Origin of the sequence: Endozoicomonas sp. ALC020 (assembly GCF_049275935.1) — a bacterium.
Classification (GTDB): domain Bacteria; phylum Pseudomonadota; class Gammaproteobacteria; order Pseudomonadales; family Endozoicomonadaceae; genus Endozoicomonas_A.
Map to the genome: position 1 here is coordinate 2,844,469 of NZ_CP184830.1, position 24,763 is coordinate 2,869,231.

Below are 24,763 nucleotides of genomic sequence, written 5' to 3' on the forward strand. Positions count from 1 at the left end.
TGTCGTAATCTGCTGGCGCCACAGGTACTTTAAAACAAAGGAAGCTGTTTTGGTCATTGAAGCCTTCCGGAAGGAGCAAAACCATTTGCCACTGAATCACACCCTGCGGATCCGTGAAATCATCGATTTCAATCCGAACCCCGTGCCCATCGGGATGATGCTGGTCAATGAGAGTTGAGCAGTAGCATAACGGCACAACCGCCATAGCCAGCAGGAAAAGTACAAATGCTATGAATAAGCGGAAAAAAGTCCATTCAAATCTCGCTTTACAACTTGTGTCGACAATTCCAACCCGTACTCTTTGCCTGATAGAGTGCGTCAGAACAGTTCCACCCTGAAAAAATAAAGGAACATCTTTAGCCAATCCTGTTATTTGTTGTAGAAACAGAGAATAGCCAAGTATTTCTAAATTGCTATGTGGATTGCTTGTCTTGTGCGACAGAGCCTTCGGCAGCATCAATCTCTTAACCGGCAAAATACTTGTCTGTTATTCTTCCTTCCATAGTTCAGTGATTTTTGCAGAGTGGTGGCGACCATATGACACGAAATGGGTGGTTACCAGAAAACGGCTATTGGCGCTGAAGTTGGCTGAGAGTACCGTACCACTGTGACAGGTAGAGATTTCTTTTTTCGATGATGCATCGCCCTCCAGGGTATGGATTTTTGTCTTCCTGTCGATAGTGAAGGTCGCCGCAAAGCGGCTATCGGTGCTGAAGGTGGCTGAAGGGAAACAGACCCAATCTTTATAAAGGGTAGGGCTGTCTTCTTTCCATGATCCATTGTCATTCTGGCAATACTCTTTGCTTGCCCTGTCGATACTGGTGGTTATCAGACGTCTGCTACTGGGGGTGAAGGTGGCTGAGAGGACCTTATGGTAGTGGCAGATAGTTATTTCTTCTTCCCATGATGCATCGGTTTTTTTGCCATAGATTTTCGCCGTATTATCGTCACTGGCGGTCGCCAAATGGCATCCATCGGCGCTGAAGGTAGCTGAGTTGATCCGATCTTCATGGGCAATGATGGCTTTTTTTACCCATGGTCCATTGTTCTGCCTGCCATAGATTTTAACCAGGTCATCCCTGCCAACAGTCATCACATGGCAGTCATCAGGGCTAAACCCGGCTGATTGGATCGGGCCATCGCTGTCGATATGGCTAATGGTCAATTCTTTTTCCCATGAGCCATCGTCCTGTTGGCCATAGATTATTGCCGTAGCATCGTCACTGGCAGTCACTATATGGTGGCTATCAGCGCTGAAGGTAGCTGAGTTGACAGCGTCATCATGGGTAATGATGGTTTTTATTTTCCATAATCCATTGGCCAACCTGCCAGTGATTTTTACCATGTTATCTTTACCGACAGTCATCACATGGCTACTATCGGGGCTGAAGGCGGCTGATTGGATCGGACCATTGTGTCTAATGGTGACTTCTGGTCCCCATTGTCTGTTGTCTTTTTGGCCAAAGATTATTGCCGTACGATCTTCACTGGCAGTCACTACATGGTGGCTATCAGCGCTGAAGGTGGCTGAGTTGACCTTACCAGTATGTTGAACACAGTGTTCTTCTTCCCATGATGCATCGTCCTTCTGGCCAAAGATTTTCGTTGTGTGATCTGTGCTGGCAGTTACTACGCGACAATTGTCGTTGCTAAAGCTGGCTGATTTGACCGGACCATTGTGGCGGATAGTGACCTCCTCTTCCCATGATCCGTCGGCCTTATAGCCGTAGATTTTCGCGGTACAGTCGTCACTGGCGGTCACCATCCGGCGGCTATCAGGGCTGAAGGAGGCTGAGTTGATCTCAAGGTCATGGGGAATGTTGGCTTTTGTAACGGGATGAATTATTGTCCTCAAGATATTGACGAACTGTGAGTCATCTGGACCCTGATTGTTGTGCCTGCAAAGTTGGACAAAATGGTATAGGGCTTCATAACATGTTTCTGTTATATTCCATTCCTTAACGGCTCTATTTGCACTGTCTAACGAATGACAATTGCCGTATTTTTTCAATAGACTGATAAAGTCGTTAAGTTTTTCTCTTAAGTCATTTAATTCTGATCGACATACAGGACAAGTTTTAACTGAAAGGTCAGATAGCCCTTTTTGGAGCCACAGATTTAAACAATGCACATGAAAAACGTGATGACATGGCGTTTTCACTAATCTTGCTGTGCGTGAAAAGCGCTTACAACATATTGGGCACTTATTATCAGTAATTTGTGCATGTTTCACCTTATCCACTTTAAATGTATTATCGCGAAAGGCATTGATATTTATATAATCATCCATTGTTTTCTTGCCAGGCACAGCCATGGCTCTACCCGCACCGACAAAAGATGATGTACTTGCCAGACGAGTTGAATGACCACCGTGTGATCGTCTTTTCTTTAATCGTTTTTGGCGCAGCCCATTTGCCTGATGAGTAAGGGCGGGTTGCTTTGGCCTTGCTCCCTGCTTTGAGTATCCAGTACCAGAGGCACTTTGGCAGCTATTAACTTGTGGGGTAGAACTCATTACTGGCTCATGGGGTGAAGGGTCGGTACGCAGCTGAATTAACTGTTCATTTACGAAATGTTGTAATTCATGAAGCGCCGGGTGTTGATGAAAATGTGCAAAGGTATCTGCAAAAGAGGCAGGAAATGTAAATGATTGTGCAACGGTTATAATATCAATCCTTATGGCTAAATCTGATATTTGTCCTGACAGATAATGAATAAGCTCAAGTGGGTTAGAGTAGGTCAGGAATAACTGGACGAAGTATTCAGCAAAGCAACGTTTTTCAAAGTGTCCTACAGGTGGCTGTTGGTCAGATTGATTGACTCTCTGGATTATGTCCTGAACAATCTTGTACAAAATCATCAGGTTGTTGTCACCAGCTTCGGGTATTGCCGGGTCCGGTGGAATTATTGTCTGGAGTGCAGGCAGAGTGTCAAGGTCATTCAAAGTCTGTTTTTTATCGCTTGTGGCTTCTATCAGCTGCTCGATAAATGGGTTGCGCAATGAATTCTGTTCGAGAGAACGCTGCAGTTGCAGTACCGTCTCAAGAGGAGTGATACTTTCATCCCTGCTGTTTGTGCCTTTTGTTTCCAGAACCTGCAAACGCTGAAGCATGTCCAGCTCATCCATTATTTTCCTGAGTTTAAAAACGGCACTGGGATCGCCGCTTTCAATGATGTTTATAAGCTGATTTGCAAGTACCTGAAGGTCTTGAGTGGAGTCATTATTTTTAGTCACCGATTCATCGTCGTCTTTTCCGTTATTGCCATTCCCATTGCCATCATGGCCTTCACCCGGTGATTGGTTTTCCTGATCTTGAGGTTCTTCTCTTGTTTCCTTTTGATGGTGGTTATTTTCGTCCTTTGGCTTTGGATCAGGTGCTCTGCCAGAAGGCTGCCCATCGCCGTTACCTGCCTTCAGGCCACCGTTATGATTTGTCTTCAAGACCGTTCGCTCAAGCCATGGTTTGAAACAACCAGGCTGCCATTGGAAGCTTTCGCTGGCGAGGCAGGAGAAGCCGCCACTCCCGCTACCGGGAAAATCGTCGATGCCAGCGAGCTTGCCACCTGACAATGTCTGTGTGTTATTGCGGGTTTGGCTGGTTTTCGGTCCGATGTCAGCCAGGTTGTCGGAATAGGTCAGAAGGGTCAGAATCCGAACCTCGTGCCCATCTGGATTATGCTGGTCAATGAGGGTGTAAGAGTAGCCTGACGGTGCAATCACCATAGCTGGTAATGACAGGACAAAGGCCATGAAAGCTATAAATGTGCGGTAAAACTGCACTGAAGTCTCTCTGTAACCTGGTCGATAATATCCAATCCGCCCTCTTTGTCTGATAGAAAATGCCGGGACAATCGGTGCTGACTTTTTGCTCTGGAAAAATAAAGGAACGGCATTGGCCAATCTCATCATTTGCAGTACAAACAGAGGATAGCCAAAAATTTCTGAATCGCTATAGGGACTACTTGTCTTGTGCCACAATGTCTTCCGCAACATCTTGAAGTCAGAGAAGGGCGGTTTGCTTTCATTCGTCCTTCCAGAGTTCAGTGATCATCGCAGCCTCCTGATAGCGACCAATATCTGAAATACAACTGGTGTTCACCAGAAAGCGGCTATCAGCGCTGAAGTTGGCCAAGAATACCGCACCATGATGATAGATAGTGATTTCTTTTTGCCATGATGCATCGTCTTTCAGGCTATAGATTTTCGCCTTCCTATCGATACTCGCGGTCGCCGCAAAGCGGCTATTGGCGCTGAAGGTGGCTGAACGAACCCAGCCTTTATGAAGGATGGTGGTCTTTTCTTCCCATGATCCATTATTATTGTGGCTATGAATTTTTGCCGTCCCGCCTCTGCTGGCAGTCACCACATGTTGGCTATCGGGGCTGAAAGTGGCCGATAAGAGTCTATGGTTGTGGCAGATAGTCATTTCTTCTTCCCATGCTGCATCGGTCTTTTCGCCATAGATTTTGGCCGTATTATCAGAACTGGCGGTCACCAAATGGCATCCATCGGCGCTGAAGCTGGCTGAGTTGATCCGATCTTCATGGGCAATGATGGCTTTCTTTACCCATAATCCATTGTCCTGCCTGCCATAGATTTTAACCAGGTCATCCCCGGCAACAGTCATCACATGGCGGCCATCGGGGCTGAACTCGGCAGATATGATCGGACCCTCGCTGTCGATATGGCTAATGGTCAATTCTCTTTCCCATGATCCATCGTCCTGTTGGGCACAGATTATTGCCGTACCATCGCCACTGGCGGTCACCACACGGCGGCTGTCGGTGCTGAAGGTAGCTGAGTTGACCGTGTAATCATGGGCAATGATGACTTTTTCTTGCCATGCTCCATTGGCCGACCTGCCAGTGATTTTCACCAGGTTATCTTTACCGAAAGTCACCACATGGCTACCATCGGGGCTGAAGGTGGCTGATTGGATCGGACCATTGTGGCTAATGCTGGCTTCTGTTTCCCATGGCCTGTCGTCCTTTTGGCCAAAGATTATTGCGGTACCATCGTCACTGGCAGTCACCATACGTTGGCTATCAGCGCTGAAGCTGGCTGAGTTGACCGTACCAGTATGTTGAACGGTGAGTTCTTCTGTCCATGATCCATCGTCCTTTTGGCCCAGGATTTTCGCCTTGTGATCCTCACTGGCAGTAACTACACGACAGCTATCGCGGCTGAAGCTGGCTGATTTGACCTTACCATTGTGGCGAATAATGGCCTCTTCTTCCCACGATCCATCAGCCTTATGGCCATAGATTTTCGCAGTACAATCTTCACCGGCGGTCACCACCTGGCGGCTATCAGGGCTGAAGCTGGCTGACGTGATCTCAGAGTCATGGCGAATGTTGGCTTTTATAACGGGATAAATTATTTTTCTCAAGATATTGGCATACCGTGGATCATCTGACGCCTGACTGTTGAGTCTGCAAAGTTGGACAAAATGGTATAAGGCTTCATGACTTGTTGTTCTATTCCATTCCTTAACGGCTCTATCTGCAGTGTCTAACAAATGACAATTGCCGTATTTATTCAATAGCCTGTTAAGGTTGTTAAGTTTTTCTTTTGAGCTTTTTAATTCTGATCGACATACAGGACAAGTTTTAATTGCAAGATCAGGTAGCCTTTTTTGGAGCCACAGATTCAAGCAAAGCACGTGAAAAATGTGATTGCAGGGTGTTTTCACTAATCCTGCTGTGCGTAAAAAGCGCTCACAACATATTGGGCACTTATTATGAGTAATTTGTGTATGTTGCACCTTATTCACTTTCAATGCATCATCGCAAAAAGCAATGATAGTCATGTCATCATCCCCATAAGATCGTTCTGTTTTTAATCGTTTTTGGTGCGGCGTATTTGACTGATGAGAAAGGGTGGGCCGTTTTGGCCTTGCTCCCTGCTGTGGGTTTCTTAATCGTTCATTTAAGAAATGTTGTAATTCATGAAACGAGGGGTGTTGGTGAAATTGTATAAAGGCATTTGAAAAAGAACTGGCAGGTGTCAATGATTGTGCAGCAATTATAATCTCATGGGTTACCGCTGAATCTGATATTTGCCCTAACAGATTACCAATAAGTTCAAGTGGGTTTGAATAGAACAGAAACAATTGAACGAAGTACTGAATAAAACAATTTTTTTCAAATTGTCCTATTGGTGGTTGCTGGCCAGATTGATTAACTCTATGGATTATGTCCAGAACAATCCTGTACAAAATCATCAGGTTGTTGTTGCCAGCTTCGGACAGTGGTCGGGCTATCGGTTGCAGTGAAGCCAGAATGTCAGGGTCATTCAAAGTCCGTGTTTTATCGCTCGTGGCTTCTATCAGCTGCTCGATAAACCGGTTACGCGATGAATTCTCATAGCAAGAACGCTGCAGTTCCAGTATCGCCTCAAGAGGACTGACAGCATTACCACTGGTGTTTGCGCTTCTCGTTTCCAAAACCTGCAAACGCTGTGGCATGTTGAGCTTATCCAGTATTTGCCGCAGCTTAAAAACAGCATCAGGATCGTCACTTTCAATGATGGCTACAAGCTGGTTGGCAAGTACCTGAAGGTTTTGAGTCCTGGCATTTTTTTCACTCTCCTCGCCATTGTCGTCTTTTCTGTTATTACCATCCCCGCTGCCATCATTGCCTTCTCCCGGTGAGTTGTTGTTCTGATCTTCAGGTGCTTCTTTTTTGTCCTTTTGATGGCTGTTATTTTTGTCCTCTGATCTTGAATTTGGTGCGCTACCAGAGGGTTGGCCATCTCCATTAGCGGCCTTCAGGCCACCGCCATGATGTCTCTTCAAGGCCGTTCGCTCAAGCAATAGTTTGAAACAGCCAAGCTGCCTAATAAGGCCTTCGCTGGCAGGGCATGAAGTGGCGGCATGTTGCAGGAGGGTGTTCCAGAAATCAACATCGGTCAGTTGTTCAACAGTGAGGAAGTCGAGCCAGCCAACAGGTATAGCAGCTTCGCTGGAAGAGCCATCGGCATTAACCCGTGTCATTATCAGACGCGCCGGGGAGGGTGGCTCTTCAAACGAAGCAGAATCTTTACCAATGGACATCAGCCAGTTGATGACGGGTTTCAGGATAACCAGATCTATTTCAAATAATCCCGATGGTCTCCCACCGCCACCTCCCCAGGGTGGGGGGGGCGGCAAAAAGAAGAAGCCACCGTTGCCACCACCGGGAAAATCGCCGATGCCAGCGGGCTTGCCGCCCGTTAATGTCAGTGTGTTATTCCCGGGTTGGCCGGTTTTCAACCCACTGTCGTTTATGTTGTCGGTATAGGTCAGAAGGGTTAACGGGGCAGTATGGGGCTTATCGTTGTGAAGTTGATCGGTAGTGACAGAAGTTAATTCCGGTCTGTCTGCCGTCGTGGATCTTAAGTGAACAAGCGTGCCATTTTTAGACGCATGTTGAGAGATATGTTGGAAGTCGGGTGTTTGTTCTTTTGTCAGCATCATCAGTCGATAACAATAGTTGCTCGGGTCGTTCGTCACCAATATCGCAATACTGTTGGAATCTGCTGGCACCACAGGCGCCTTAAAGCAAAGGATACTGTTTTGGTCATCGAAACCCTTCGGTAGCAGCAAGTTCATTTGCCACTGACTCACAAACTGAGGATCTTTGCCATCATTGATCTCAATCCGAACCTTGTGCCCTCCCGGATTATGTCGGTCAATGATGGTTGAGGAATAGCACAAAGGCAAAACTGCCATAGCCACCAGGAAAAGAACAAATGCTATGAATAAGCGGTAAAGGTGCATTCAAATCTCACTAACTTATGATAACAACCCGGACCTGTCCTGTTTGCCTGACAGAGTACAATCAGAAAGGTCTGTGCTGGCCTTCTGCCCTGAAAAATAAAGAAACATTACTGGAAGGTCTTATTATTCTTAGAAAAAACAGATAATAGACAAGAATGTCAAAATTGCTAAATGGATTAATTGCTTTGTGCCACAGAGCCTTGTCCTCTTCCCGTGTTGCAATACTGAAGCGGTCACTGGCGGCGACTATTAAATCGAGCCAGATGGTTAATTATTTCTTTCAACCGGCGGAACGTATAGAGATTGTCTGCAAACAGGGCAGGTTCTTATCCCTTTACGGAGCATTGCAGCGTAGCAATCATCATGTACTTTGTGAGAGCAGTACATTATCAAGCAGCCGTCGAAGGAATCTTTCAGGCAGATGCAGCACTTATCGTGGCCTGAGTTTTCCCGGCATTCGTGATTACTTTGATACCTTATATACAGGCAGATATTACAAACATCACAGTGAAAGGACTCATCCTTGTTTATTCGGCAAATTCCGCATTTATGGCAGTGGAATGGTTTTAGTTCCATATTGTCGAATTCTTTGCATTGTGCGCAGAAATACTCCGACATTAGTTCGTTGCATCCCGGGCACGCCTGGGAGTCTTCCGTAATATCCCCCTCATAGTTACAGAGAGAACATTGAAGCCTTTTTGCTTGAAAAGCCTGACGATCTGTAAGGTCGCATTTCTTACTTTTGTTATGACATCTATAGCAGGGAAAATACCCTTCACAGCACCCAAAGTTTACACGACATAACCTATGGTAATGATTGCACAATGGCATTCGTTCTTTTCGCACAGGTGTCTTTAACTGCTCGTTTGACGGGTTTGCCTCCTCATTATGGGCACTCGACTGCTGGTCAGAAGCAGAACGCTCTGCGCCATTGCTTTGCATCGCCGGGCTGGCCGCTACCCTCTGTTGTTTTTCTCTCCCTGGTCTTGGATCAACAGATGAGGGTCCTGCCTGTAATCGCTCTCGGGAAACGTTATTTTGCTGATAGGCAAGGGCAGGCTGATTTGGCTCTGCCTCCAGCTCTGAGTATCTACCAGTCACTATGCAATGGGAACTGCCGGAAGAGCCAGAAGCTCTTTTGTTAATATCAGCTTGCTGGTGGATGGTACTTGTATCTTTATTGCTGACAATTGTTTCGTCAGAGATATTATCGCTTTTACCGGTGACAGGCTCTATAGAAGGCACTTGTTGTAAGTGGGGATTTTTTGCATAACCCATCAGCTCATCTGAGAGGCGTTCTAATTCAGAAATCGATGGGTGTTGGTGAAATTGTATAAAGGTATTTAAAAAGCGGTTGGGAAATGTCAATGATTGTGGATTAATCATAAGAACATGCCTTGTGGGCAAATCTGATATTTTCCCCAACAGATTACGAATCAGTTCAACCGGGTTTGAATAGATAAGGAACAATTGAGCGAAGTACTCAGTAAAGCAACATCTTTCAAACTGACTCATAGGTGGCTCTGTGTCAGATTGATTGACCTTGTGGATTATGTCCAGAGCAATCTTATACAAAATCAACAGGTTGTTGTCGCCCTCTTCGGGCATTGCCCGGTCAGGTGGAATGATTGGTCGAAGCAGAGACAGAGTGTGAAGGTTATTCAAATTATGTTTTGTATTGCTTGTGGCCTCTATCAGTTGCTCGATAAAAAGGTTGCGCAGTGAATTCTCGTTGCAAGAACGCTGCAGTTTCAGTACGGCTTCAAGAGGAGTGACAGTATCCTCGGTGTTGATGCTTTTTGTTTCCAGAACCCGCAAACGCTGTGGCATGTCCAGTTCATTCAGTATTTGCCTGAGCTTAAAAACTGCTCCGGGATCTTGACTTTCAATGATGGCAACAAGCCGGTTCGCAAGTACCTGAAGGTCTTCAGTGGTAGTTTTTTTTTCACTCTCTTCGCCATCGTCGTCTTTTCTGTTGTTGCCATTTCCGCTGCCATCATGGCCTTCTCCCGGTGACTGGTTCTCCTGATTTTCAGGTTCTTCTTTTTTCTCTTTTTGGTGATCGTTATTTTCGTCCTTTGGCCCCGAATTGGGTGAGCTACCAGAGGGTTGTCCCTCCCCATTAGCTGCCATCAGGCCACCGCCATGATTTGTCTGCAAGGCACTACGCTCAAGAAATCGTTTGCAACAGCCAAGCTGCCATTGGAGGCTTTCGCTGGCGGGGCAGGAAGTGGCGGCCTGCTGGAGGAGGGTGTTCCAGAAATTAACATCGTTCAGTTGTTCAATATTGAGGAAGTCAAGCCAGCCAATAGGTATAGCGGCTTCGCTGGAAGAGCCATCGGCATTAACCCGTGTCATTTTCAGACGTGCCGGGGAGTGTTGCTCTTGAAACGAAATAGAATCTTTACCAATGGACATCAGCCAGTTGATGACGGGTTTCAGGATAACCAGATCTATTTCAAATAAACCCGATGGTCCCCCCCCGCCACCTCCCCAGGGTGGGGGTGGGAGTAAATAGAAGAAGCCACCATTCCCGCTACCGGGAAAATCGTCGATGCCAGTGAGCTTGTTGCTTGTCAATGTCACTGTGTTATTCCGGGTTTGGCCGGTTTCCAGTTCACTGCCGGTCGTGTTGTCGGAATAGACCAAAAGGGTTAATGGGGTCGTATGGGGTTTGCCGTTAAGGAGTTGATTGGTGGTGACAGAAGTTAATTCTGGTCTGTCTGCCGTCGTGGATTTCAAGCGAATAAGTGTGCCATTTTCAGAGGCCTGTTGAGAGAGGTGTTGGAAGCCGGGTATTTGCTCTTTTGTCATTAGCAACAGTTGGTAGCAATAGTTGCTCTGGTCGTTCGTCAACAATATCGCAATACTGTTGGAATCTGCTGACACCACGGGTGTCTTAAAGCAAAAGGTGCTGTTTCGATTGTTGAAACTGTCCGGAAGCAGCAAACTCACTTGCCACTGACTGACAGCCTGAGGGGCTGTGCCGTGATTGATTTCAATCCGAACCTTTTGCCCACCGGGATTATGTCGGTCAATGATGGTTGAGGAGTAGCACAAGGTCACAACCAACATAGTCATCAGGAAAAGAACAAATGTTATGAATAAACGGTAAGAATGCATTCAAATCTTTCTGCACTAAATGTGTTATTAATACCAACCCGCCTTCCCTGTCTGACAGAAAACGCAAGGACAATCTGTGCCGACTTTCTGCTTTGGAAAAATAAAGGAACATTATTGACCGGTTTTATTATCCGTAGGACAAACAGAGAGTAGACAAGAATTTCCGAATTGCTATTTGTGTTACTTGTTTTGTGCAACAGAGCCTTCGTCAGTATCAACCTGAAAGTGACTTGCAGGACTTGATACCGGGCTGTGGTAGCAGTATGGCGCTGCTATTTTTAAAAACTCATTTTATACCAATCGAACGTTCTAAGTACCTGGCCAGTTGGTTTCGCATATTCTGGCGAGTGGATTTTTTCATCCTTCAAGGCGCAACGACGGGCGCGTAGCCTTAGCTACGCAACCAGAGTTGGAACGCAGAAGGATGGAAAAAGCCGCCGTCCAGAATAGGCGAAACCAACTGGTTAGGTACTTAACTCCCTATGTAAGTCAGACGCGGTCACCGGTAGCGACTATTAAATTCAGTCAGATGGTTTAATGATTGTTTCCAACAAACCAGGCGTCTGTAGGGTTTCTGCAAATAGGGCAGGTTCTTATCCCGTTTTTAAGCATTGCAGTGCTGCACTCACCATGTACTTTGTGGTAGCAAGGCATTATCTTGCAGCCGTGGAAGGTATCTTCCAGGCAGATGCAGCACTCATCGTGGCTTGAGTTTTCTCGGCATTTGTGATTGTCTTGAAACCTTGTATTCAGGCAGATATCACAAACATCACAGTGAAAGGCCCTATCCTTAAATGTTCGGCAAATTCCACATTTATCGCAGTGGTATGGTTTTTTTTCTAAATCGGTGAAGTGTTTGCATTGTGCACAGAAATACTCCGACATTAGTTCGTTGCATCCCGGGCATGTCTGGGAGTCTTCCGTAATATCCCCCTCATAGTTACATAGAGAACATTGAAGCCTTTTTGCATGAAAATCCTTACGATCTGTAAGGTCGCATTTCTTACTATTGTTATGACATCTAGGGCAGGGGAAATACCCTTCGCAACACCCAAAGTTTACACGACAAAACCTATGGGAATGATTGCACAATGGCATTCGCTCTTGCACAGGTGTCTTTAATTGCTCGTTCGACGGGTTTGTCTCCTCATTATGGGTACTTGACTGCTGATCAGAAGCAGATCGGTCTTGTGCACTAGTGGTTTGATCATCACCGGATGAAGGTCCTGCCTGTAATCGCTCTTGGGAAGCGTTATTTTGCTGATAGGCAAGTGCAGGCTGATCTGCCTCTGCCTCTGGCTCTGGGTATCTATCAGTCAGTATGCAAGGGGAACTTCCGGAAGAGCTAGAGGCTCTTTGGTGGCTATCAGCTTGCTGGTGGGTGGTACCTGGATCTTTATTGCTGACAAGTGTTTCGTCAGAGAGAGTATCGCTGTTATCGATGACAGGCTCTACAGAAGGCACCTGTTGTAAGTGAGAATTTTTTGCATAACCCATCAGCTCATCTGAGAGGCGTTCTGATTCAGAAATCGATGGGTGTTGGTGAAATTGTATAAAGGTATTTAAAAAGCGGTTGGGAAATGTCAATGATTGTGGATTAATCAGAACAACACGCCTTAAGCACAAATCTGATATTTTCCCCAACAGATTACGAATCAGTTCAACCGGGTTTGAATAGGCCAGGAACAATTGAGCGAAGTACTCAGTAAAGCAACATCTTTCAAACTGACTCATAGGTGGCTCTGTGTCAGATTGATTGACCTTGTGGATTATGTCCAGAGCAATCTTATACAAAATCAACAGGTTGTTGTCGCCCTCTTCGGGCATTGCCCGGTCAGGTGGAATGATTGGTCGAAGCAGAGACAGAGTGTGAAGGTTATTCAAATTATGTTTTGTATTGCTTGTGGCCTCTATCAGTTGCTCGATAAAAAGGTTGCGCAGTGAATTCTCGTTGCAAGAACGCTGCAGTTTCATTACGGCTTCAAGAGGAGTGACAGTATCCTCGGTGTTGATGCTTTTTGTTTCCAGAACCCGCAAACGCTGTGGCATGTCCAGTTCATTCAGTATTTGCCTGAGCTTAAAAACTGCTCCGGGATCTTGACTTTCAATGATGGCAACAAGCCGGTTCGCAAGTACCTGAAGGTCTTCAGTGGTAGTTTTTTTTTCACTCTCTTCGCCATCGTCGTCTTTTCTGTTGTTGCCATTTCCGCTGCCATCATGGCCTTCTCCCGGTGACTGGTTCTCCTGATTTTCAGGTTCTTCTTTTTTCTCTTTTTGGTGATCGTTATTTTCGTCCTTTGGCCCCGAATTGGGTGAGCTACCAGAGGGTTGTCCCTCCCCATTAGCTGCCATCAGGCCACCGCCATGATTTGTCTGCAAGGCACTACGCTCAAGAAATCGTTTGCAACAGCCAAGCTGCCATTGGAGGCTTTCGCTGGCGGGGCAGGAAGTGGCGGCCTGCTGGAGGAGGGTGTTCCAGAAATTAACATCGTTCAGTTGTTCAATATTGAGGAAGTCAAGCCAGCCAATAGGTATAGCGGCTTCGCTGGAAGAGCCATCGGCATTAACCCGTGTCATTTTCAGACGTGCCGGGGAGTGTTGCTCTTGAAACGAAATAGAATCTTTACCAATGGACATCAGCCAGTTGATGACGGGTTTCAGGATAACCAGATCTATTTCAAATAAACCCGATGGTCCCCCCCCGCCACCTCCCCAGGGTGGGGGTGGGAGTAAATAGAAGAAGCCACCATTCCCGCTACCGGGAAAATCGTCGATGCCAGTGAGCTTGTTGCCTGTCAATGTCACTGTGTTATTCCGGGTTTGGCCGGTTTCCAGTCCACTGCCGGTCGTGTTGTCGGAATAGACCAAAAGGGTTAATGGGGTCGTATGGGGATTGTCGTTAAGGAGTTGATCGGTAGTGACAGAAGTTAATTCTGGTCTGTCTGCCGTCGTGGATTTCAAGCGAATAAGTGTGCCATTTTCAGAGGCCTGTTGAGAGAGGTGTTGGAAGCCGGGTATTTGCTCTTTTGTCATTAGCAACAGTTGGTAGCAATAGTTGCTCTGGTCGTTCGTCAACAATATCGCAATACTGTTGGAATCTGCTGACACCACGGGTGTCTTAAAGCAAAAGGTGCTGTTTCGATTGTTGAAACTGTCCGGAAGCAGCAAACTCACTTGCCACTGACTGACAGCCTGAGGGGCTGTGCCGTGATTGATTTCAATCCGAACCTTGTGCCCACCGGGATTATGTCGATGAATGATGGTTGAGGAATAGCAAAAAGGCACCACCGCCATAGCCAGTAGAGGAAGAACAAATGCTATGAATAAGCGTAAAAAAAGCATTCAAATCTCGCTATATAACTGGTACAACAATTCCAATCGGCCCTCTTTGCCTGATGAAGTGTGTGAGAACAGTCTGTGCTGACTTTCCGCTATGGAAAAATAAGGAACACCATTGGTTGTTCTTGTTATCCGAAGTAGAAACAGAGAATAGCCAAGAATTTCTGAATTGCTATGTGGGTAAATTGCTCTGTGCCACAACGCTTTCGGCAGCATCAACCTGAAAGTATCCTGCAGAGCCTGATACCGGGTTGTGGTACCGGTCAGGCTGCTAGCGGCGACTATTGATTACGGTCAAAATCCTGTCAATTAACTGAGCGGATAGAGGGTATCTGCAAACAGGGCAGGTTCTTATCTTGTTCGTAATCATCACCGTAGCGCAATCCTGGTGAACTTTGTGAGTGCAGGGCAATATCACGGAATTGTGGAAAACATCTTCCAGGCAGATGCAGCACTCATCATGGCCTGAATCTGGCCGACATCGGTGATTGCCTTGTGCACTTTTATCCATACAGAAATTGCAAACATCACAGTGAAAGGACTTCTCCTTTTCTGTTCGGCAAATTCCGCATTTATCGCAGTGGTATGGTTTTTTTTCTAAATCGGTGAAGTGTTTGCATTGTGCACAGAAATAGTCGGACATTAGTTCGTTGCATCCCGGGCATGTCTGGGAGTCTTCCGTAATATCCCCCTCATAGTTACATAGAGAACATTGAAGCCTTATTGCATGAATAACCTTACGATCAGTAAGGTCGCATTTCTTACTATCGTTATGACATTTGTTGCATGGGAAATAACCTTCACAGCACCCAAAGTTTACGCGACATAACCTACGGCTATGAATGCACAGTTGCCTTTGTTTTTTTTCCAAAGGCGTCCTTAACTGCTCATTCGACGGGTTTGCCTCCTCATTATGGATGCTCGACTTCTGGAAAGAAGCAGAATGCTCTGCGCCATTGCTTTGCAACGTCGGGTTGGTCGCCATCATCTGTAGCCTTGCTATCATTTGTCTTTCCAGCTGTTTTAACTGTTGTCTTTTTTGCTCTTGTTTTGCCTCAGCGTGTCTTTCCAGCTCGGCGAGAACATGACTTGGCAACGGAGAGCTGACCGGCAACATCTGTCGCCTTGCTATCATTTGTCTTTCCAGCTGTTTTAACTGTTGTCTTTTTTGCTCTTGTTTTGCCTCAGCGTGTCTTTCCAGCTCGGCGAGAACATGACTTGGCAACGGAGAGCTGACCGGCAACATCTGTCGCCTTGCTTTCATTTGTCTTTCTAGCTGTTTTAACTGTTGTCTTTTTTTCACCCGTCTTTTCAGAGCGTGTTTTGCCAGCTCTTCGAGAAGGGGTCCATCGATCAGGAGGTTACTTAAGTGGTTTTGATTTGTCCTCAACACTGCCAAATCGGATCGTTCCTGTGTCCCGGTGGCTTGAAGATCACCAGATGAAGGTCCTGCTTGTAATCGCTCCCGGGAAGCGTCATTTTGCTGATGAACAAGGGCAGGCTGATTTGAACTTGCTTCCAGCTTTGGGTTTCTACCAGCCAGTAAGCAAGGGGAGCTGCCGGTAAAGCCAGAGGCTCTCTGGTTGCAGACAGCTCGCTGGATGGTACTTGTATCTCCACTGCTGGCAATTGTTTCGTTAGCGGTAGTATCGCTGTTACTGATGAAAGGCTCTATAGAAGGCACTTGTTGTAAGTGGGAGTTTTGTGCCTGCCTCATCAGCTCATTTAAGAGGCGCTTTAATTCAGGAAAGGATGGGTGTTGGTGAAATTGCGTGAAGTTATATAAAAAACAGGCGGGAAATGTCAATGATTGTGGATTAATCATAACATCATACCTTAAAGCTAAATCTGATATTTTCCCCAACAGATTACGAATCAGTTCAACCGGGTTTGAATAAATCAGGAACAATTGAGCGAAGAACTCAACAAAGCAACACTTTTCAAATTGTCCCACAGGTGGCTGTTGGTCAGATTGATTGGCTTTGTGGATTATGTCCAGAACAATTTTATTCAAAATCAACAGGTTGTTGTCGCCTGCTGCGAGCACTGCCTGATCAGGTGGAATGGCCGGTCGGAGTGTAGATAGAATGTTGAATTTACTCAAATTCTTTTTTGTATTGCAAGTGGCCTTTATCAGCTGTTCGATAAACAGGTTGCGCGATGAATTCTCGTTGCAAGAACGTTGCAGTTTCAGTATCGCTTCAAGAGGAGTGACAGTATCTGCGGTGTTGGTACTTTTTGTTTCCAGAACCCGCAAACGCTGAGGCATGTCCAGCTCATTCAGTATTTGTCTCAGTCTAAAAACTGCTCCGGGGTATTTACTTTCAATGATGGCAACAAGCCGGTTCGCAAGTACCTGAAGGTCTTCAGCGGTAGCATTTTTTCCACTCTCTTCGCCATCGTCGTCTTTTCTGTTATTGCCATTCCCGCTGCCATCATGGCCTTCTCCCGGTGACTGGTTGTCCTGATTTTCAGGTTCTTCTTTTTTCTCTTTTTGGTGATCGTTATTTTCGTCCTTTGGCCCCGAATTGGGTGCGCTACCAGAGGGTTGCCCCTCCTCATTAGCTGCCATCAGGCCACCGCCATGATTTGTCTGCAAGGCACTACGCTCAAGAAATCGTTTGAAACAGCCAAGCTGTCGTTGGAGACTTTCGCTGGCGGGGCAGGAAGTGGCGGCCTGTTGGAGGAGGGTGTTCCAGAAATCAACATCGTTCAGTTGTTCAATATTGAGGAAGTCAAGCCAGCCAACAGGTATAGCGGCTTCGCTGGAAGAGCCATCGGCATTAACCCGTGTCATTTTCAGATGTGCCGGGGTGGGTTGCTCCTCAAACGAAATAGAATCCTTGCCTATGGACATCAGCCAGGTGATGACGGGTTTCAGGATAACCAGATCTATTTCAAATAATCCCGATGGTCTCCCCCCGCCACCTCCCCAAGGTGGGGGTGGGAGTGAATAGAAGAAACCACCGTTGCCGCCACCGGGAAAATCAGCGATGCCAGTGAGCTTGCCGCCTGTCAATGTCACTGTGTTATTCCGGATTTGGCCGGTTTCCAGTTCACTGCCGGTCGTGTTGTCGGAATAAACCAAAAGGGTTAATGGGGTCGTATGGGGTTTGCCGTTAAGGAGTTGATTGGTGGTGACAGAAGTTAATTCTGGTCTGTCTGCCGTCGTGGATTTCAAGCGAATAAGTGTGCCATTTTTAGAGGCCTGTTGAGAGAGATGTTGGAAGTCGGGTGTTTGCTCTTTTGTCAGTAGCAACAGTTGGTAGCAATAGTTGCTCTGGTCGTTTGTCATCAATATAGCAATATTGTTCGGATCTGCTGACACGACAGGTGTCTTAAAGCAAAGGGTGCTGTTTCGATTGTTGAAATTGTCCGGAAGCAGCAAACTCACTTGCCACTGACTGACAGCCTGGGGGTCTGTGCCGTCATTGATTTCAATCCAAACCTTTTGCCCACCGGGATTATGTCGGTCAATGATGGTTGAGGAATTGCACAAGGTCACAACCAACATAGTCATCAGGAAAAGAACAAATGTTATGAATAAACGGTAAGAATGCATTCAAATCCCTGTCTGACAGAAAACGTCGGGACAATCCTGTGCTGACTTTCTGCTCTGGTAAAATAAAGGAACATTATTAACCGGCTTTATTATCCGTAAGACAAACAGAGAGTAGACAAGAATTCCTGAATTGCTATTTGAGTGACTCGTTATGTGTATCAGAGTCTTCGGCATTATCAACCTGAAAGTGTCTTGCAGGGCTTGATACCGGGCTGTGGTAGCAGTACGGTGCTGCTATTTTTAAAAACTCATTTTATACCAATCGAACGTTCTAACTCCCTATGCAAGTCAGACGCGGTCGCTGGTAGCGACTATTAAATTCAGTCAGATGGTTTAATGATTGTTTCATCAAACCAGGCGTCTAAAGGGTGTCTGCAAATAGGACAGGTTCTTATCCCGTTTACAAACATTGCAGCGCCGCACTCACGATGTACTTTGTGACTGCAAGGCATTATCCTGCCGCCGGAGAAGGTATCTTCCAGGCAGATGCAGCACTCATCGTGGCTTGAGTTTTCCCGGCATTTGTGACTGTCTTGAAGTCTTGTATTCATGCAGACATTACAAACATCACAGTGAAAGGCATTATCCTTAGATGTTCGACAAATTCCGCATTTATCGCAGTGGTATGGTTTTTTTTCTAAATCGGTGAAGTGTTTGCATTGTGCACAGAAATACTCCGACATTAGTTCGTTGCATCCCGGGCATGTCTGGGAGTCTTCCGTAATATCCCCATTGAATCCACACACAGAGCATAAAAGCCGTGTCGTGTGAAGAGCTTTTCGAGAGGTAACTTCGCATCGATCACTTTTGTTATGACATTTATGGCAAGGGAAGTACCATTGACAGCACTCAAATTTTACATAGCAGAGCCTGCGGTAATCTTTGCACAATGGCTTTCGTTGTTCTTGCGCATATGTCTTTAACTGCTCTTTCGGCGGGCTTGCTTTCTCATTGTCAGTGTTCAACGGATGGAAAGGAGCTAAAAACACTGTGCCATTGCTGTTCATCGCAAGATTATTGGTTTGTACCCTCTGATTGGCTGATGCCGTCTGATAATCTGATCGATGGATCAAATGGTCTACTAATTCTTGTTGTCTTCTGAGATCAACGTGCAACTTTTTGATTTGTTCCTTCAAATGCAGCGCTTCAGTATTTGATTTGTCCATAGACTTGTATAGCTCCTGATTTTTTGTAATCAGGTTTTCATTCATCGCAACCAACACCTGATTCTCTAGTCTTAATCCTTGAGTCTCCTTAGTTAGCTCCTGAATCATTGTTTTTAACTTAGTTAGCTCCTGAATCACTGTTTTTAACGCTTGAACTTCTGCAGTTAAAGACTGCTTCTCTATTGGTAATTCTTGAGCCTGTTCAGTTAACTCTTTAGTCTGTTGTCTTTTTTTCTCTTTTTTTTCCTGAGCGCGGCCTTTCAGCTCAACGAGAAGGGAGTCATCGGTCGAATGTTTAGTTGAGAAGTTTTGATTTATTCCAGACGCCTCCAAATCGGATCGGTTGTGTGCTCCGTTGGTGAGATGATTACCATGAGAAGGCCCTGTCTGAAATCGCTTTTGGGAAGAGGGATTTTCCTGATCACCAGGGTCAGACAGCTTTGGCCTGGCCCCTTGCTGTATGTATCTATCGGCTGGCAAGACGACGGGGGAACTGCCGGTAGACCCGGAGTCACTTCGGTAGCTGTTAACTTGCTGGGTGTAGTGTGCGAATCTGTTTGAGTTGTTTGTGGCTCTGCCATTGGTATTATCATGGTTACTGATTACAGGCTCTACTGAAGACACCAGTAGTGGGGGCTCTTGCAGTATGCGGGAAGCGGGCGCCTGTCTCATCAGTTCATTTGAGAGGCGTTCTAACTCATGGAACGATGGGTGCTGTTCAAGTTGTATCAGGGTTTCTCGAAAAGATATGGAGAATGTAAATGATTGTGCAAAAATCATAATATCGCGTCTTATCACTGAATCTGATATTTTCTCCAACAGTTCACGAATGGATTCAAGTGGGTTTGAATAGAGCAGGAGTAATTGAACGAAGTACTCAGTCAAGCAAGATTTTTCAAAGTGTCCTAATGATGGCTGTTGGACAGATTGATTGAACCTGTTGATGATGTCCTGAACAATCTTATACAAAATCATCAGGTTATTGTCACCAGCTTCGGGCATTGACCGGTCAGGTGGAATCATTGGTTGGCGTTCAGACAGAATGTTGACAGTATCCAAAGTCCTTGTTTGAACGCTCGTAGCTTCGATTAGCTGCTCGATAAACCGGTTGCGCGTTGAGTTTTCATAGAAAGAACGCTGTAGTTTCAATATTGCCTCAAGAGGCGTGACACTATTACCACTGGTGTTTGTGCTTTTTGTTTCGATAACTTGCAAACGCTGAGGCATGTCCAGCTCATCCAGTATTTGCCTCAGCTTAAAAACGGCATCGGGATCGTCGCTTTCAATGAGGGCAACGAGTTGGTTCGCAATTACCTGAAGGTCTTGAATCCTGGCGTTTCTTGCACTTTCTTTTCCATTGTCGTCTTTTCTGTTATTACCCTCTTCACTGCCATGATTGCTTTCTCCCGGTGAATTGTTCTGCTGATCTTCAGGTTCACCTTTTTTCTCTTTTTGATGGTCGTTATTTTCTTCCTTTGATGCTTTATCGGATGCCTTACCTGATGGTTTTCCATCCCCATTACCTGCCTTTAAGCCACCAGCATGATCTGTCTTCAAGGCAGTGTACTCAAGAAATCGCTTCAAACAGCCAAGCTGCCACTGAAGGCTTTCGCTGTCCGGGCAAGAAGTGGCGGCACGCTGGAAGAGGGTGTTCCAGAAATTAACATCGGTCAGTTGTTCAATGTCCAGAAAGTCAAGCCAACCCAAGGTTATAACGGCATCACTGGAAGAACCATCTGCATTGATGCGTGTCATTTTCAGACGCGCCGGGGATGGCTGTTCCTCAAATGAGCTGGAATCCTTGCCCATGGACATCAGCCAGTTGATGACGGGTTTCAGGATAACCAGGTCTATGTCGAATAATCCCGATGGCCTCCCATCTCCTCCCCATGGTGGAGGCGGTGAATAGGAGAAGCCTTCATCACCGCCAGCGGAAAAATCTGTGTTGCCAGCGAGCTTGTCACCTGTCATTGCCAGTGTGTTATTTCGGGTTTGTCTTGTTTCCAGCACACTTTCCGTGATGTTGTCGGAATAGATTAGAAGGGTAAGAGGAGCTGTATGGGGTTTGACGGGTTGATTGCTGGTGACAGAAGTCAACTCTGGTCTGTTTGCTGTCGTTGATTTTAAGCGAACCCGTATGCCGCTTTCAGAGGCCCGTTTTGAAATACCATGGAAGACGCGTGTTTGCTCCCCTGTCACTATGACTATCTGATAGCAATAGTCACTCAAGTCGGTCGTGACCAATAGTGCGATACTGCTCGAATCTGCTGGCACCACAGGTGCTTTAAAGCAGAGGATGCTTTTTCGGTCATTGAAGCCTTTCGGAAGCAGCAAACTCAATTGCCACTGACTCACACCCTGAGAATCTGTTCCCTCATTGATCTCAATCCGAACCCTGTCATTGGGATTGTGTCGGTCAATGATGGTTAAGCAATAGCATAAAGGCACGACCGCCATAGCCAGCAGTGAAAGAACAAATGCTGTGAACAAGCGGTAAAAATGCATTCAAATTGCACTACAGAACTTGTGTCAATAATTGCGACTTGTTCTCTTTATCTGATAGACAGAATGGGCAAAAACAGTTCTGCTCTGAAAAATAAATGAACATCACTGGTCAATCCTGTTATTTGTAGTAGAAACAGAGAATAGTCAAGTGTGTCAGAATTGCTATATGGATTACGGTTTGTACAGAGAGCGTCTGCAAAGAGGGCAGGTTGTTATCCCACTTTTAATCATTGCATCGCCGCAATCACGATGTACTTTGTGGGAGCAATGCAGTATCACGCAGCCGGAGAAGGCATCTTCCAGGCAGATGCAGCACTCGTCGTGGCCTGAGTTTTTCCGGCATTTGTGATTGTCTTGATACCTTCTATCCAGGCAGACATTACAAACATCACAGTGAAAGCACTTATCCTTGAATTTTCGGCAAATGCCGCATTTATCACAGTGGAACGGTTTTTTTTCTAAATTGGTGAAGTGTTTGCATTTTGCACAGAAATAGTCCGACATCAGCTGGTCGCATCCCGGGCACGTCTGGGAGTCTTCCGTAATGTCCCCCTCGTAGTTACAGATAGAACACTTTAGCTTTATTGCTTTATCAGCTTGGAGATCTTTAACCTCGCAATAATCACTCATGTTATGGCAGATGTAGCAGGGGAAATACCCGGCACAGCAACCAAAGTTTACACGGCATAACCTATGGTAATGACCGCACAAAGGCTTTCGATTTACTTGCACAGATGTCTTTAGCTGCCCGTCCGATGGGTTTGTCTCCTCATTATGGTTGCTCGACTGCTGGTTAGAAGCAGAACACTCTTTGCCATTACTCTGCATCGCCGGGCTGGCTGCTGCCTTCTGTTGTCTTTCTATCTGTCTTATCTGTTGTTTTTTTTTCTCTCTTTTTTCCTCAGCGTGTCTTTTCAGCTTAACGAGAAGGGAACCAGTGATCGGATATGGACTTAAGACGTTTTGATTTCTCCTCGACACTTCCAAATCGGATCGTTCCTGTGTCCCATTGGTCCGATGATTATGATGTGCACGTCCTGTCTGGAGTCGCTTTTGGGAAGAGGGATTTTGCTGATCAGAAAGGGCTGGAGGTTTAGGCCTGGCTCCCTGCTGTAAGTATCTATTAGCACTTAAGTCAGTAGAACTGACGGTGGACCCGGAGGCACTTTGGTTGCTATCAATTTGCTGGATGAAATCGGCGAATTTATTTGCATTGCTTGCAGTTGTGCAGTTGAAGGTATTACCACTGTGATTGATTACAGGCTTTATAGAAAGCACTTGTTGTGAGTGAGTAAGCGCCCGCCACATCAGCTCATTTGAAAGGCGTTCTAATTCATCGCGCGATGGGTGCTGTTTAAGTCGTAAAAAAGCGTTGCGAAAAGAGATGGAGAATGTCAATGATTTTGCAAAAAACATAATATCACAGATCATGACTGAATCTGGTATTTTCTCTAACAGGTCACGAATCGATTCAATTGGGTTTGAATAGAGCAGTAACAAATGAACCAGGTACTCGGTAAAACAACATTTTTCAAATTGTCCTAAGGGCGGCTGCTGGTCAGATTGATTGACCCTGTGGATGATATCCAGAACAATCTTGTACAAAATCGTCAGGTTGTTGTTGACAGCTTCGGGCAATGTCCGGTGAGGTGAAATGATCGGTTGGAGTTCAGACAGAATGTTAAAATCATCCAAAGTCCTTGTTTGCTCGCTGGTAGCTTCTATTAGCTGCTCGATAAACCGGTTACGCGTTGAGTTCTCATAGAAAGAACGCTGCAGTTCCAATATCGCCTCAAGAGGCGTGGCAGTGTTGCCTTCGGTGTTTGTGCCTTTTGTTTCCAGCACCTGCAAACGCTGAGGCATGTCCAGCTCATCCAGTATTTGCCTCAGCTTAAAAACGGCATCGGGATCGTTGCTTGCAATGAGGGCTATGAGTTGGTTGGCAATTATCTGAAGGTCTTGAGTCCTGGTGTTTTTTGCACTTTTTTTACCGTTGTCGTCTTTTCTGTTATTACCCTCTTCACTGCCATCATTGCCTTCTTTGGTTGAATGGCTCTTCTCATCTTCAGGTTCACCTTTTTTTTCTTTTTGATGGTCGTTATTTTCGTCCTTTGGTGCTTTATCATTTGCCTTGCCTGATGGTTCTCCATCTCCATTACCTGCCTTTAAGCCGCCAGCATGATCTGTCTTCAAGACAGTGAACTCAAGAAATCGCTTCAAACAGCCAAGCTGCGACTGAAGGCTTTCGCTGGCCGGGCAAGAAGTGGTGGCACGCTGGAAGAGGGTGTTCCAGAAATTAACATCGGTCAGTTGATCAGTGCTCAGGAAGTCAAGCCAGCCAACGGGTATAACGGCTTCACTGGAGGAGCCATCTGCGTTAACGCGTGTCATTTTCAAACGCGCCGGGTATGGCTGTTTCTCAAAAGAGCTGGAGTCCTTGCCCTTAGACATTAGCCAGTTGCTGACGGGTTTCAGGACAACCAGATCTATGTCGAATAATCCTGATGGTCTCCCACCTCCTCCCCATGGTGGAGGGGGCGAGTAAAAGAAGCCTCCATTGCCGCCACCGGAAAAATCTGCGTTGCCAGCCAGTCTGTCTCCCGTCATTGTCAGTGTGCTATTTCGGGTTTGGCCGACTTCCAGCCCAGGGTCAGTCATCCTGTCGGGGTAAACCAGAAGGGTTAGTGGGTTAGCATGGGATTTGCCGCTCAGGAGTTGGTGGATGGCGACAGAAGCCAACTCCGGTTTGTCTGCCGTCCTGGATTTCAAGCGTACAAGCAGGCTGTTTTCAGAGGCACGTTTTGAGACATCCTGGAAGACGGATGTTTGCTCCTTTGCGGCTATTACCAGCTGATAGCAATAGTTACTCAAGTGGTTGTTGACCAATAGTGCGATACTGTTCCAATCTGCTGACACCACGGGTGCCTTAAAGCAAAGGGTGCTGTTTTGGTCATCGAAATCTTCCGGAAGCAGCAAACTCATTCGCCACTGACTCATACCCTGAGGATCTGTGCCATTATTGATTTCAATCCGAGCTCTGCGCCCATCGGGATAGTGTCGTTCAATGATGGTGGAGGAATGGCACAACTGCACAGTCATCATAGTCATTAAGAAAAGTGCAAATGCCATGAAAAAACGGTAAAAATGCATTCAAACCTTTCCAAATAACTTGTGTTAATAACACCAGCACCAACTTTCTGGTCTGATAGAAAAAGTCAGGACAATCTGTGCTGACTTTCTGCAATTGAAAAATAGAGGAACATTATTGACCGGTCTTATTATTCGCAGAACAAATAGAGAATAGACAA

Annotated in this window: 8 protein-coding genes; 1 reads left to right on the top strand and 7 read right to left on the bottom strand. The window is 46.1% G+C overall.

Annotated elements, in window-relative coordinates; genetic code table 11:
• The first annotated feature begins 49 nt into the window (after nucleotides 1-49).
• Nucleotides 50-178, top strand: a complete 129-nt coding sequence (locus ACOJUO_RS10230) for a hypothetical protein (protein ID WP_422139738.1) — start codon at nucleotides 50-52, stop codon at nucleotides 176-178.
• A 309-nt stretch (nucleotides 179-487) separates the two neighbouring features.
• On the opposite strand, the gene ACOJUO_RS10235 is transcribed toward ACOJUO_RS10230, so the two are convergent.
• The 7 genes from ACOJUO_RS10235 to ACOJUO_RS10265 all read right to left on the bottom strand — a co-directional run bounded on the left by ACOJUO_RS10235 (nucleotide 488) and on the right by ACOJUO_RS10265 (nucleotide 24,605).
• Nucleotides 488-3,781 carry an RING finger domain-containing protein gene (locus ACOJUO_RS10235; RefSeq protein WP_422136620.1) on the bottom strand — a complete coding sequence of 1,098 codons (3,294 nt, stop codon included), beginning with the start codon at nucleotides 3,779-3,781 and terminating at the stop codon, nucleotides 488-490.
• 241 nt (nucleotides 3,782-4,022) lie between these two features.
• A complete protein-coding gene (locus ACOJUO_RS10240; protein ID WP_422139739.1) occupies nucleotides 4,023-7,760 on the bottom strand; it encodes an RING finger domain-containing protein in 3,738 nt (1,245 codons plus the stop codon).
• Between the two features lie 267 nt (nucleotides 7,761-8,027).
• On the bottom strand, nucleotides 8,028-10,883 hold the full coding sequence (locus tag ACOJUO_RS10245) for a CHY zinc finger protein (RefSeq protein ID WP_422139740.1): 2,856 nt from the start codon (nucleotides 10,881-10,883) through the stop codon (nucleotides 8,028-8,030).
• 534 nt (nucleotides 10,884-11,417) lie between these two features.
• Nucleotides 11,418-14,225 (bottom strand): hypothetical protein, encoded by a 2,808-nt coding sequence (locus tag ACOJUO_RS10250; RefSeq protein ID WP_422139741.1) that lies wholly within the window; start codon nucleotides 14,223-14,225, stop codon nucleotides 11,418-11,420.
• Between the two features lie 268 nt (nucleotides 14,226-14,493).
• Nucleotides 14,494-17,784, bottom strand: a complete 3,291-nt coding sequence (locus ACOJUO_RS10255) for a hypothetical protein (protein WP_422139742.1) — start codon at nucleotides 17,782-17,784, stop codon at nucleotides 14,494-14,496.
• A 320-nt stretch (nucleotides 17,785-18,104) separates the two neighbouring features.
• Nucleotides 18,105-21,455 (bottom strand): CHY zinc finger protein, encoded by a 3,351-nt coding sequence (locus tag ACOJUO_RS10260; RefSeq protein ID WP_422139743.1) that lies wholly within the window; start codon nucleotides 21,453-21,455, stop codon nucleotides 18,105-18,107.
• A gap of 171 nt (nucleotides 21,456-21,626) precedes the next feature.
• The gene (locus tag ACOJUO_RS10265) at nucleotides 21,627-24,605 is read right to left on the bottom strand and encodes a CHY zinc finger protein (RefSeq protein WP_422139744.1); all 2,979 of its coding nucleotides are present in this window, start codon (nucleotides 24,603-24,605) and stop codon (nucleotides 21,627-21,629) included.
• Nucleotides 24,606-24,763 lie beyond the last annotated feature (158 nt).

Bases quoted from the DNA above. Each gene is read 5' to 3' on its own strand.
- ACOJUO_RS10250 (WP_422139741.1), bottom strand. From the start codon at position 14,225: ATGCTTTTTTTACGCTTATTCATAGCATTTGTTCTTCCTCTACTGGCT.
- ACOJUO_RS10255 (WP_422139742.1), bottom strand. From the start codon at position 17,784: ATGCATTCTTACCGTTTATTCATAACATTTGTTCTTTTCCTGATGACT.
- ACOJUO_RS10265 (WP_422139744.1), bottom strand. From the start codon at position 24,605: ATGCATTTTTACCGTTTTTTCATGGCATTTGCACTTTTCTTAATGACT.
- ACOJUO_RS10240 (WP_422139739.1), bottom strand. From the start codon at position 7,760: ATGCACCTTTACCGCTTATTCATAGCATTTGTTCTTTTCCTGGTGGCT.
- ACOJUO_RS10245 (WP_422139740.1), bottom strand. From the start codon at position 10,883: ATGCATTCTTACCGTTTATTCATAACATTTGTTCTTTTCCTGATGACT.
- ACOJUO_RS10260 (WP_422139743.1), bottom strand. From the start codon at position 21,455: ATGCATTTTTACCGCTTGTTCACAGCATTTGTTCTTTCACTGCTGGCT.